Raw genomic sequence first — 11,730 nt, 5'->3', positions numbered from 1 at the left:
TCCCGCCTCCTCCCCCATAAAAAAGCCGGGGGGTGGAGGATTTATCCCAGCCAGGGATCGCGCATAGTCAGGCCATCATGAATGTTGCTGTCAATGACAGGTTGTAACGAAGGGAGAAGGGCATGGCGAGCGTACAGCTACGAAATGTAACGAAAGCCTGGGGTGACGTGGTGGTATCGAAAGATATTAACCTCGATATCCATGACGGGGAATTCGTGGTGTTTGTGGGACCGTCAGGCTGTGGTAAATCGACCTTACTGCGTATGATCGCTGGCCTTGAAACCATTACTCGCGGAGATCTGTTTATCGGGGAAACCCGTATGAATGATATTCCGCCTGCCGAGCGCGGTGTGGGCATGGTGTTCCAGTCTTATGCGCTCTATCCCCATCTCTCCGTTGCAGAAAACATGTCTTTCGGCCTCAAGCTGGCGGGCGCCAAAAAAGAGGTGATGAATCAACGCGTCAACCAGGTGGCGGAAGTGTTGCAACTGGCGCATCTGCTGGAACGTAAGCCAAAAGCGCTTTCCGGCGGTCAGCGTCAGCGCGTGGCGATTGGCCGCACGCTGGTGGCGGAGCCGCGCGTGTTTTTGCTGGATGAACCGCTCTCTAACCTGGACGCCGCGCTGCGCGTGCAGATGCGCATTGAAATTTCTCGCCTGCATAAACGTCTGGGCCGCACGATGATTTATGTCACCCACGATCAGGTCGAGGCGATGACGCTGGCAGACAAAATCGTGGTGCTGGACGCCGGTCGCGTCGCGCAGGTCGGTAAGCCGTTGGAGTTATACCACTATCCGGCGGATCGCTTTGTTGCGGGCTTTATCGGTTCGCCGAAGATGAACTTCCTGCCGGTGAAAGTGACCGCCACCGCGATTGAACAAGTCCAGGTTGAACTGCCGAATCGCCAGCAAATCTGGCTGCCGGTCGAAAGTCGCGGCGTGCAGGTCGGGGCCAATATGTCTTTAGGCATTCGGCCGGAACACCTGCTGCCGAGCGATATCGCCGATGTCACCCTGGAAGGCGAAGTCCAGGTGGTCGAGCAGTTGGGGCACGAAACACAAATTCATATCCAGATCCCCGCCATCCGTCAAAACCTGGTTTATCGCCAGAATGACGTGGTGTTGGTAGAAGAGGGCGCCACATTCGCTATCGGCCTGCCGCCAGAGCGCTGTCATCTGTTCCGTGAAGATGGCAGCGCATGTCGTCGTCTGCATCAAGAGCCGGGTGTTTAAGGCCTCCATAAAAAACGAAACGCAAAGTCATTCGAGTCTGCATCGAGGCGGCAAGTGAATGAATCCCCGGGAACGTACACATAGTATGTGACCGGGGTGAAGGAACGCAGCCAACAAAGAGGCAGACCGAAGGGGGACGCGTTTAAAGAAAAGCAATGATCTCAGGAGATAGAATGATGATTACTCTGCGCAAACTTCCTCTGGCGGTTGCTGTCGCCGCGGGCGTCATGTCCGCTCAGGCAATGGCTGTCGATTTCCACGGTTACGCCCGTTCCGGTATCGGCTGGACGGGAAGCGGCGGCGAACAACAATGTTTTCAGGCAACGGGCGCTCAAAGTAAATACCGTCTCGGTAACGAATGTGAAACCTATGCGGAACTGAAACTGGGTCAGGAAGTGTGGAAAGAGGGCGATAAGAGCTTCTATTTCGACACCAACGTCGCCTATTCGGTTAACCAGCAGAATGACTGGGAAAGCACCGATCCCGCCTTCCGCGAAGCGAACGTGCAGGGTAAAAACCTGATTGAATGGCTGCCGGGTTCCACTATCTGGGCCGGTAAGCGCTTCTATCAGCGTCATGACGTACACATGATCGACTTCTACTACTGGGATATTTCGGGTCCTGGCGCGGGTATCGAAAATATCGATCTGGGCTTCGGTAAGCTTTCACTGGCGGCGACCCGGTCTACTGAAGCGGGTGGTTCTTATACCTTCAGCAGCCAGAATATTTATGATGAAGTGAAAGATACCGCTAACGACGTATTTGACGTACGTCTGGCTGGTCTGCAAACGAACCCGGACGGCGTACTGGAGCTGGGCGTTGATTACGGTCGCGCCAATACGACCGATGGTTATAAGCTGGCGGATGGGGCATCGAAAGACGGCTGGATGTTCACCGCCGAACATACGCAAAGCATGTTGAAAGGCTATAACAAGTTTGTCGTGCAATATGCCACCGATGCCATGACCACGCAGGGTAAAGGCCAGGCGCGTGGTTCTGACGGTTCTTCATCTTTCACCGAAGTATTACCTGATGGAACCAAAATTAATTACGCCAATAAGGTCATCAATAATAATGGCGATATGTGGCGTATTTTGGATCATGGCGCCATCTCGCTTGGTGACAAATGGGATCTGATGTACGTCGGTATGTACCAGAATATCGATTGGGATAATAACCTGGGTACCGAGTGGTGGACCGTGGGCGTACGTCCAATGTACAAGTGGACGCCAATCATGAGTACCCTGCTGGAAGTTGGCTACGACAACGTGAAATCTCAGCAGACCGGCGATCGTAACAATCAATATAAAATCACTCTGGCGCAACAGTGGCAGGCGGGCGATAGCATCTGGTCGCGTCCGGCTATCCGTATTTTCGCCACCTACGCGAAATGGGATGAGAAGTGGGGCTACATCAAAGACGGCGATAACATTTCCCGTTATGCCGCAGCGACTAACTCCGGCATTTCCACCAACAGCCGTGGCGATAGCGATGAGTGGACCTTCGGCGCCCAGATGGAAATCTGGTGGTAATACGACGGTCATCTGACGTAACGAGGGGCGTAAGCCCCTCTGAAACATCAGGTCTGATGATGCCTGTAAGCCGGATAAGGCGCCAGCCGCCATTCGGCGATATGTTTGGGTTGGCGCGCTATTGCCTGGCTACCGCTGAACCCGCCTTATTGAGGTGATAATAATGAAAATGAAGAAAAGTCTCGTCGCCCTCTGTTTAACCGCAGGGCTGTTCGCCAGCGTACCGGGTATCAGCCTGGCGGAAGTGAACTATGTACCGCAAAATACCAGCGCCGCGCCCGCTATTCCTGCTGCTGCGCTACAGCAATTAACCTGGACGCCTGTAGACCAGTCAAAAACGCAGTCTACCCAACTGGCGACTGGCGGCCAGCGCCTTGACGTTGCCGGCATTACCGGCCCGGTCGCCGCTTATAGCGTTCCGGCGAATATCGGCGAGCTGACATTAACTCTGACCAGCGAGGTCAATAAGCAAGCCAGCGTTTTTGCACCAAACGTGTTGATTCTTGACCAAAATATGACGCCTTCGGCGTTCTTCCCCAGCAGTTACTTTACTTATCAGCAGCCGGGTGTCATGAGCGCAGACCGGCTGGAAGGCGTGATGCGCCTGACCCCCGCGCTCGGGCAGCAGAAACTCTATGTTCTGGTGTTTACGACCGAAAAAGATCTTCAGCAAACCATCACGCTGCTCGATCCGGCAAAAGCCTATGCCAAAGGCGTCGGCAACTCTATCCCGGATATTCCCGATCCGGTTGCGCGCCATACCACTGACGGCGTAGTGAAACTGAAGGTGAAAACCAACAGCAGCTCCAGCGTATTGGTCGGGCCGTTGTTTGGCTCGTCCGGTACCGGGCCGGTAACGGTAGGCAATACCGCCGCGCCGGTCGCTGCGCCAGCGCCAGTCGCGCCGAAGAAAAGCGAACCGATGTTGAACGATACGGAAAGCTATTTTAATAAAGCGATTAAGGATGCCGTAGCGAAAGGCGATGTCGATAAAGCGCTGAAACTGCTTGATGAGGCCGAACGTCTGGGATCGACATCTGCCCGTTCCACCTTTATCAGCAGTGTAAAAGGCAAGGGGTAATCGTTTCCCCACAGTGCTGATTTTGCAGCAACTGGTGCGTCTCCTGGCGCACCTTTTTTTATCATTTTATGCGAATTGTTATTTTTTTGTTGCGCAACAGATCACTTAATTGTGATTACGCCCCCCGTAATGCCTTTTCTGAGATACAATGACTTTAGGTTATGAATCGGAGAGTAAGGCATGTCACACCCTGCGTTAACGCAACTGCGTGCGCTGCGCTATTTTGATGCGATTCCTGCGCTTGAGCCCCATTTGCTGGACTGGCTATTGCTGGAAGATTCTATGACCAAACGTTTTGAGCAGCAGGGAAAGCGAGTAAGCGTGACGCTGATTCGGGAAGCGTTTGTCGGCCAAAGTGAGGTCGAGGAAGCGTCAGGTTTACTGCCATCCGAATCCCGCTACTGGCTACGTGAGATACTTCTTTGCGCTGACGGCGAGCCCTGGCTTGCCGGACGTACCGTCGTACCGGAATCCACGCTGTGCGGACCTGAACAGGTCTTACAACATCTGGGTAAAACCCCGCTTGGACGTTATCTATTTACATCATCGACACTGACCCGCGATTTTATTGAAATTGGACGCGATGCAACGCTGTGGGGGCGCCGCTCTCGCCTGCGGTTGAGCGGAAAACCGCTGTTGCTTACCGAGCTTTTTTTACCTGCATCGCCGCTGTACTGAGAGGAAGATAAAGATGGAGTGGAGCCTGACGCAGAGTAAGCTGCTGGCGTTTCACCGCTTGATGCGTACAGATAAGCCTATTGGCGCGTTGCTGCTGCTCTGGCCGACGCTTTGGGCGTTATGGGTGGCGACGCCGGGTATGCCTCAGCTGTGGATTTTGGCGGTTTTTGTCGCCGGCGTGTGGTTAATGCGCGCGGCAGGCTGCGTGGTGAATGATTATGCCGATCGTAAATTTGACGGACATGTAAAACGTACTGTAAACCGGCCTTTACCCAGCGGCGCCGTGACAGAGAAAGAAGCGCGCAACCTGTTTGTGGTACTGGTGTTGCTGGCGTTTCTGCTGGTGCTGACGCTGAACGCCATGACGATTCTGCTTTCCGTGGCGGCGCTGGCGTTGGCCTGGGTTTATCCCTTTATGAAACGCTACACCCACCTGCCGCAGGTAGTGCTGGGAGCCGCTTTCGGCTGGTCAATTCCCATGGCGTTCGCCGCGGTGAGCGAATCCCTGCCGTTGAGCTGCTGGCTGATGTTCCTCGCCAATATTCTCTGGGCGGTGGCTTACGATACGCAATATGCGATGGTCGACAGAGATGACGATATCAAGATAGGCATTAAATCGACCGCGATTCTGTTTGGTCGTTATGACAAATTGATTATCGGAATTCTGCAGCTTGGCGTAATGGCGTTAATGGCGCTGATCGGCTGGTTGAATGGTCTGGGATGGGGATATTACTGGTCTGTACTGGTGGCGGGCGCGCTGTTTGTATACCAGCAAAAACTGATTGCGAACCGTGAGCGCGAAGCCTGCTTTAAAGCCTTTATGAACAATAACTACGTTGGCCTGGTGCTATTTTTAGGGCTGGCGATGAGTTACTGGCACTTCTGATGTCATGCCGGGCGGCGGCTACGCCTTACCCGGCCTGCAAACCCAAAATTTTCAATACGTCATATCAGTCGCCCGATAAGCTTGCGTCATCGGGCATTTCAGGCGCTGGCTTACTCGCCCTGCGTCGCGCTTTCAATCGTCAGACGGACATCAGAGGTAATCAGATCGGCAAGCATCTGATATATCTTCATCGTTTCTGCTGGTTCGGCATCGCCGGTATCACTGATATAGCCCTCATCCCGTAGCGTTAGCACTAATGAACTGAACACCGCCTTGTCGAAAAACTCCGGCGCGTTAATACCGTGCAGGACAGACAGACGTTGCGCCACGGTACGGCTTTCTTTCTCCAGCGTACTGCGGTTGATGGACGGATTGGCGCTCAACAGCCAGAACGTAATGGCATAACGCTGTAGCGTTTCGCGCGCGCCCGCCGCCAGCAGTTGCAGCGTACGGGAATGCGCCGGGTTGATATGCAGTTCGTCGTCCTGCACGGTAATCAGCCCCTGACGCTGCATTTCACTGGCCAGTGCGTCAATCACCGCAGCTAACTCCTCGCGCTCCCAGCGTAGGAACAGCTCCGCTTTTAACATCGGATAGAGCGCTTCAACATGCTGCTGCAACGCATCACGCGAAATGCGGCGATGCTGGGTGATAATCGCCGCCATCAGCGAAGGCATAATCAACATATGCGCGATGTTGTTGCGATAGTAGGTCATCAACACTGCCTGCTCGCGCGGCAGGATGATGATATCGCCAATGGTGTCTTTCTCGACCTCAAACTTATTCATCTGCAGCGCGTGAGCGATGAGCTCGTCAGCGCTGGCGGCAGGAACGGTTGAGTCCGTAGAATAAGGGACATTGCGCATCAGATCGAGATAACAATCGAGCTGCTCGGTAAGCTGCTCGCGGGTGAGCGAGCGCTGACGCGACGCCAACAGCGCGGTACAACACAGGTTCATCGCGTTTGCCGCGCCAGCGTTGTTAATACGCACCATCAGATCGGCGGCGATACTATTTACCGTCGGCGTCAGCCAGGCCGGGCGTATTGCCTCTATAGGGTCGATAGATTCGCGCCACTCCGGCACATGCTGATTCAGGTACGTCATAAGCGGCATCGGTTCGCCAAAGTTAACGTAGCCCTGACCCAGATTGCGCAGCTTGCTCAGACCGCGCAGCATCTGCGGCAGACTCTCTTTCTCTTTTGTCGCGCCGCGCAGTTCTTTAGCATAGGTTCCCACTTCCATGACGTGCTCATAGCCGATGTAAATAGGCACTAACGTAATTGGACGGGTACCGCCGCGCAGCATCGCCTGGATAGTCATCGACAGTGTGCCGGTTTTCGGATCTAACAAACGTCCGGTACGCGAACGTCCTCCTTCGACAAAATATTCTACGGAGTAGCCGCGGCTGAACAGCTCGCCCAGATATTCGCGAAAAACGGTGGAATAGAGTTTATTCCCCTTAAAGGTGCGACGAATAAAGAACGCGCCCAGACGGCGGAAAATCGGGCCAGCGGGCCAGAAGTTAAGGTTGATACCGGCGGCAATATGCGGCGGAACCAGTCCCTGATGGTACAGCACATAAGAAAGGAGCAAATAGTCCATATGGCTGCGGTGACAGGGCACATAGACGATTTCATGCCCGTCGTGCGCCAGTTGGCGTACGCGCTCGGCGTTATGCACGTTAATCCCCTGGTAAAGCCGGTTCCAGGTAAACCCCAAAATCCTGTCGGTCAAACGAATCATCTCGTAAGAGAAGTTCGCCGCGATCTCTTCCATCAGCGCAATGGCGTTTTGCTGCGCTTTTTCATGAGAGATTTTCTTACTGCGCGCTTCGTCTTCTACCGCGCGGGCGATAGCTTTCGAGGCCAGCAGTTTGTTAAATAGATCCTGACGGGCGGGCAGGCGTGGGCCAACAGCCGCCAGGCGCTGGCGAGCAAAGTGCATACGCGCCACGCGCGCCAGTTTCTGTGCGATGATTTTATCGGTGCCGTGTTCATCAGCCATGCGACGTAATGAGACGGACGGCGAGAATCGGACAAAGCTATCGCGACCCAGCCAGGAGATGGCAAAAAATTTCTGTACGCCGTTCATCATACGTAGAGGCGGGTTCTCTTCTCCCTTTTCACGACCCGGCGCGCGGCCAAACATCACGGAAACGGGCACCATCTGCACGTCCAAAGCCGGATTACTACGATGCAGATCGAGATAATCGTGAAAAAGTTTCACCGACTCTTCTTTTGGCGTGTAATACGTAAAGACGCGCGGTCCGCCGTGAATAAATACATAGCGCGGCAACAGCGCGCCGTCGATCTCCAGCGGCTCCAGCGGATCCGGGAGATCGTGCGCCAGACATTGAGCGCGCAGCGTCAGTAAGTCCGCTTTTGAGTTGTATGGCAAGACATACATAATGGGACGAGAAGTATCGAGTCCCAATTCCTGAGCGGGTTCCGCCGGAATAGACTTGCTTTTTACCAGTATGCTTAATGGTAAATTCAGTAATTTGTAGTAAATTCGTGGCCAGCCGGACATAAACGATGTAAAGCCTCTGGTTAATAATGCAAATGCGCTGCAAGGATATCAGAAAGTTTAGCGAATTTCTGTTGTATCCCGTCATACTTCGCGCTGCGTTACGGTAGTCCGAATCGTGCGGGGCAACCGTATAATGTCATTGACGTTAATAATGTAAAAAGGTTCTTTTGATGGCCAATAATACCACTGGATTTACCAGAATTATCAAAGCGGCAGGGTATTCCTGGAAAGGATTTCGCGCCGCATGGACTCACGAAGCTGCGTTTCGCCAGGAAAGCCTCGCGGTATTGCTGGGCGTCGTCATCGCCTGCTGGCTGGATGTGGATGCGATTACCCGTGTGTTATTGATAGGTTCCGTTTTACTTATCATGATTGTTGAAATCCTCAACAGCGCTATTGAAGCGGTCGTTGATCGCATTGGTTCTGAATACCATGAGCTTTCCGGCCGCGCGAAAGATATGGGATCGGCTGCGGTACTGCTGTCTATTTTCGTTGCCCTGATGACCTGGGGCATCCTGTTATGGTCACATTTTCGATAAAGGTTCCAAATTTTATAAATCTCTTGTTTTTTGCGCCGTTTGTGGTTCCAAAATCACCTTTAACTGTATATACTCACAGCATGACTGTATATACACCCAGGGGGCGGAATGAAAGCGTTAACGGCCAGGCAACAAGAGGTGTTTGATCTCATTCGGGATCACATCAGCCAGACAGGTATGCCACCGACGCGTGCGGAAATCGCGCAGCGTTTGGGGTTCCGTTCCCCAAACGCTGCGGAAGAACACCTTAAAGCGCTGGCGCGCAAAGGGGTGCTTGAAATCGTTTCCGGCGCATCGCGAGGCATCCGTCTGTTACAGGAAGAAGAGGACGGATTACCGCTTGTCGGGCGTGTCGCGGCGGGCGAGCCGCTTCTGGCGCAGCAGCATATTGAAGGCCATTATCAGGTCGATCCTTCTTTATTCAAACCCAGCGCCGATTTCCTGCTGCGCGTGAGCGGTATGTCGATGAAAGACATCGGTATTATGGATGGGGATTTGCTGGCGGTACATAAAACGCAGGACGTGCGCAATGGCCAGGTGGTTGTCGCTCGCATTGACGATGAAGTGACAGTAAAACGCCTGAAAAAGCAGGGCAATAAAGTGGAGCTGCTGCCGGAAAACAGCGAGTTTACACCGATAGTGGTGGATCTGCGCGAGCAAAGCTTTACGATTGAAGGGCTGGCGGTAGGTGTTATTCGCAACGGGGAATGGTTGTAATCTCTTAATCTCCTTGTACGCCGCCATCCGGCAATCTTGTCCTGATGGCGCTGTGCTTATCAGGCCTACGGGAATGCAGTTGCTGAAATGATTAATTTGTAGGCCGGATAAGGTGTTACGCTGCCATCCGGCAATGAGCACGTTTCGTTTAACTCCTTGTCAGGCTTTTCTCCATGCCGTTTTTTACCTCTTCTGATAAAGCTCTCTGGCGTCTTGCGTTGCCGATGATTTTTTCTAACATCACCGTTCCCTTACTGGGACTGGTCGATACGGCGGTGATTGGTCATCTGGACAGCCCGGTTTATCTGGGCGGTGTGGCGGTGGGAGCGACTGCCACCAGCTTTCTTTTCATGCTGCTGCTATTTCTACGTATGAGTACTACTGGGCTAACGGCGCAGGCATTTGGCGCCAAAAATCCACTGGCGTTAGCCCGGGCGCTCATTCAGCCGTTGTTACTGGCGCTGGGCGCTGGCGTGATGATTGTGCTATTTCGCACGCCGCTTATCGAGCTGGCTTTACATATTGTCGGCGGGAACGACGCTGTCCTGGTACAGGCGAGACAATTCCTTGAAATTCGTTGGCTAAGCGCTCCCGCGTCACTGGCGAATCTGGTGCTGCTCGGTTGGCTGTTAGGCGTCCAGTATGCGCGGGCACCCGTTATCTTGTTGGTCGTGGGCAATATCCTCAACATCACGCTCGACCTGTGGCTGGTGATGGGGCTTCATATGAACGTGCAGGGTGCCGCCCTGGCGACGGTCATCGCAGAATATGCCACGTTACTGATCGGCTTCATGATGGTGCGTAAAGTTCTCCATCTCCGCGGCGTGTCGCTGGATATGCTAAAACAGGCCTGGCGCGGCAACGTGCGCCGTCTTTTGGCGCTCAATCGCGATATCATGCTGCGCTCATTGCTCCTTCAGCTTTGTTTTGGCGCAATCACGGTGTCAGGCGCGCGGCTGGGCAGCGATATTATCGCGGTAAATGCAGTACTGATGACATTACTCACCTTTACGGCCTATGCGCTGGACGGCTTTGCTTATGCGGTAGAAGCGCACTCCGGTCAGGCTTACGGCGCGCGTGACGGTAGCAAGCTACTGGATGTCTGGCGAGCGGCGTGTCGCCAGTCAGGAATTGTGGCCTTGTTGTTTTCCACAGTCTATGCCCTGGCAGGCGAACATATTGTCGCGTTACTGACCTCATTGCCGCAAATACAGCTACTGGCGGATCGGTATCTTCTCTGGCAGGTGGTATTACCGCTGGTGGGCGTATGGTGCTATCTGCTTGACGGCATGTTTATTGGCGCGACGCGCGCCGCCGAAATGCGCAATAGCATGGCGGTCGCTGCGGGAGGATTTGCGCTAACGCTCTTCGCCCTGCCGGTATTAGGAAATCATGGTTTATGGCTGGCATTAACCGTGTTTCTGGCGCTTCGCGGTCTGTCGTTGGCCCTTATCTGGCGTCGTCACTGGCGCGAGGGTACATGGTTTGCCAGTCGTGACGGTTAAAAATTCTGAATATAAAACCGAAGTCCGAATTCCTGCCTACAATTACTATCACGTCCAGCAGAAATTGCAGTGCATTTGGGCGAATAACACTTGCTATTCCTAACCGAATGATGAGGACAAGATGATGAATAAAGACGAAGCCGGCGGTAACTGGAAACAGTTTAAAGGTAAAATGAAAGAACAATGGGGCAAACTGACCGATGACGATATGACCGTTATCGAAGGTAAACGCGATCAGCTGGTAGGTAAAATCCAGGAGCGTTACGGTTACCAGAAAGATCAGGCGGAAAAAGAGGTTGTTGACTGGGAAACCCGTAACAACTATCGCTGGTAATACGTTTTCCCCACCAGGAGTACATGGATGTGCTTCCCACTGTTTGCTTATGAATGCGGGCGGCACCCTCTCTATTGTCGCCCGTTTCCCGTTTTGGCTAGCGCGGTTTTTTCTTCACCAGCACCGAGTGATCGTGACTGCACTCACCCGGATGGCGGCACGCTTCCACTTCTACGCACTCGGGGCACAGACCGTGCGCCTCGATAACGTTATGTCGTAGCGCAAATCCCATTTTAGCCGCCAGCGTATGCATGATGTCTTCCACGCCCTCTGCACACTCTTCCTTCACCACGCCGCAACGATCGCAGATAAACATGGCCGAGCTGTGCGTTGGCTGATCGAACAGGTGGCAAACCACGTAACTATTGGTGGATTCCACTTTATGGACAAACCCCTGTTCAAGCAAAAAATCCAACGCGCGGTAGATGGTGGGCGGTTTGGCCTGTGGTTCCGTTTCGCGCAGCAAATCGAGCAGATCGTATGCGCTGATCGCGCCCTGCTGTTGGCTCATCAGGCGCAGCACTTCGAGGCGCTGAGGCGTCAGGCGCACGTTGCGCTGCGCACAGAGTTTTTCAGCTTGCGCCAGTAACTCTTGCGTTGTGGTCTTTTCCATGTAGCACCTCGAATGGCATGAAAGTCTAATCTGCTACTTTACCACGAGCTGCTTAAAACTCTGAAATTACCCCGCAACAATA

At 53.6% G+C, this 11,730-nt stretch carries 12 protein-coding genes; 10 read left to right on the top strand and 2 right to left on the bottom strand.

The window, feature by feature from the left end; all coding sequences use genetic code 11:
* Positions 1-122: 122 nt before the first annotated feature.
* From malK to ubiA, 5 genes are all read left to right on the top strand, one after another.
* On the top strand, positions 123-1,232 hold the full coding sequence (gene malK / locus AC3G3F_RS03245) for a maltose/maltodextrin ABC transporter ATP-binding protein MalK (RefSeq protein WP_000179169.1): 1,110 nt from the start codon (positions 123-125) through the stop codon (positions 1,230-1,232).
* A gap of 173 nt (positions 1,233-1,405) precedes the next feature.
* On the top strand, positions 1,406-2,764 hold the full coding sequence (locus AC3G3F_RS03240) for a maltoporin (RefSeq protein WP_023246278.1): 1,359 nt from the start codon (positions 1,406-1,408) through the stop codon (positions 2,762-2,764).
* Positions 2,765-2,927: 163 nt separating this feature from the next.
* Complete coding sequence (malM, locus tag AC3G3F_RS03235; protein WP_488394426.1) at positions 2,928-3,845, top strand: maltose operon protein MalM; 918 nt, start codon at positions 2,928-2,930, stop codon at positions 3,843-3,845.
* A gap of 180 nt (positions 3,846-4,025) precedes the next feature.
* A complete protein-coding gene (ubiC, locus tag AC3G3F_RS03230; RefSeq protein WP_000019219.1) occupies positions 4,026-4,523 on the top strand; it encodes a chorismate lyase in 498 nt (165 codons plus the stop codon).
* Between the two features lie 13 nt (positions 4,524-4,536).
* Positions 4,537-5,409: a 4-hydroxybenzoate octaprenyltransferase gene (gene ubiA / locus AC3G3F_RS03225; protein ID WP_000455245.1), complete on the top strand. Its 873-nt coding sequence runs from the start codon at positions 4,537-4,539 to the stop codon at positions 5,407-5,409.
* A gap of 110 nt (positions 5,410-5,519) precedes the next feature.
* Here ubiA and plsB read toward each other — a convergent pair whose 3' ends face one another.
* Positions 5,520-7,940 (bottom strand): glycerol-3-phosphate 1-O-acyltransferase PlsB, encoded by a 2,421-nt coding sequence (plsB, locus tag AC3G3F_RS03220; RefSeq protein ID WP_488394424.1) that lies wholly within the window; start codon positions 7,938-7,940, stop codon positions 5,520-5,522.
* A gap of 170 nt (positions 7,941-8,110) precedes the next feature.
* Between plsB and AC3G3F_RS03215 the strand changes: the two genes are divergently transcribed.
* The 5 genes from AC3G3F_RS03215 (at position 8,111) to AC3G3F_RS03195 (ending at position 11,035) form a co-directional block, all read left to right on the top strand.
* Positions 8,111-8,479: a diacylglycerol kinase gene (locus tag AC3G3F_RS03215; protein WP_023246281.1), complete on the top strand. Its 369-nt coding sequence runs from the start codon at positions 8,111-8,113 to the stop codon at positions 8,477-8,479.
* Positions 8,480-8,587: 108 nt separating this feature from the next.
* Entirely contained in the window at positions 8,588-9,196 is a 609-nt protein-coding gene (gene lexA, locus AC3G3F_RS03210; RefSeq protein ID WP_000646079.1) for a transcriptional repressor LexA, read from the top strand.
* Between the two features lie 173 nt (positions 9,197-9,369).
* Positions 9,370-10,701: an MATE family efflux transporter DinF gene (dinF, locus tag AC3G3F_RS03205; protein ID WP_053508365.1), complete on the top strand. Its 1,332-nt coding sequence runs from the start codon at positions 9,370-9,372 to the stop codon at positions 10,699-10,701.
* Positions 10,691-10,804, top strand: coding sequence for a hypothetical protein (locus AC3G3F_RS03200; protein ID WP_077918392.1), 114 nt, complete (start codon positions 10,691-10,693; stop codon positions 10,802-10,804). The genes dinF and AC3G3F_RS03200 overlap by 11 nt, the downstream gene beginning before the upstream one ends.
* Positions 10,805-10,825: 21 nt before the next feature.
* Positions 10,826-11,035: a CsbD family protein gene (locus AC3G3F_RS03195; RefSeq protein WP_001030592.1), complete on the top strand. Its 210-nt coding sequence runs from the start codon at positions 10,826-10,828 to the stop codon at positions 11,033-11,035.
* A 97-nt stretch (positions 11,036-11,132) separates the two neighbouring features.
* Here AC3G3F_RS03195 and zur read toward each other — a convergent pair whose 3' ends face one another.
* On the bottom strand, positions 11,133-11,648 hold the full coding sequence (zur, locus tag AC3G3F_RS03190; RefSeq protein ID WP_023246283.1) for a zinc uptake transcriptional repressor Zur: 516 nt from the start codon (positions 11,646-11,648) through the stop codon (positions 11,133-11,135).
* Positions 11,649-11,730: the final 82 nt, after the last annotated feature.

It is taken from the genome of Salmonella sp. FC25216 (assembly GCF_057751355.1).
The sequence above is the reverse complement of the archived record's forward strand: the minus strand, read 5'-3'. Positions and strand labels throughout refer to the sequence as shown.

What these genes read in the sequence shown, in the direction of transcription:
- lexA (WP_000646079.1), top strand. Translation starts at nt 8,588, where the DNA reads ATGAAAGCGTTAACGGCCAGGCAACAAGAGGTGTTTGATCTCATTCGG.
- dinF (WP_053508365.1), top strand. Translation starts at nt 9,370, where the DNA reads ATGCCGTTTTTTACCTCTTCTGATAAAGCTCTCTGGCGTCTTGCGTTG.
- ubiA (WP_000455245.1), top strand. Translation starts at nt 4,537, where the DNA reads ATGGAGTGGAGCCTGACGCAGAGTAAGCTGCTGGCGTTTCACCGCTTG.
- malM (WP_488394426.1), top strand. Translation starts at nt 2,928, where the DNA reads ATGAAAATGAAGAAAAGTCTCGTCGCCCTCTGTTTAACCGCAGGGCTG.
- AC3G3F_RS03215 (WP_023246281.1), top strand. Translation starts at nt 8,111, where the DNA reads ATGGCCAATAATACCACTGGATTTACCAGAATTATCAAAGCGGCAGGG.
- AC3G3F_RS03195 (WP_001030592.1), top strand. Translation starts at nt 10,826, where the DNA reads ATGAATAAAGACGAAGCCGGCGGTAACTGGAAACAGTTTAAAGGTAAA.
- plsB (WP_488394424.1), bottom strand. Translation starts at nt 7,940, where the DNA reads ATGTCCGGCTGGCCACGAATTTACTACAAATTACTGAATTTACCATTA.
- malK (WP_000179169.1), top strand. Translation starts at nt 123, where the DNA reads ATGGCGAGCGTACAGCTACGAAATGTAACGAAAGCCTGGGGTGACGTG.
- zur (WP_023246283.1), bottom strand. Translation starts at nt 11,648, where the DNA reads ATGGAAAAGACCACAACGCAAGAGTTACTGGCGCAAGCTGAAAAACTC.
- ubiC (WP_000019219.1), top strand. Translation starts at nt 4,026, where the DNA reads ATGTCACACCCTGCGTTAACGCAACTGCGTGCGCTGCGCTATTTTGAT.
- AC3G3F_RS03240 (WP_023246278.1), top strand. Translation starts at nt 1,406, where the DNA reads ATGATGATTACTCTGCGCAAACTTCCTCTGGCGGTTGCTGTCGCCGCG.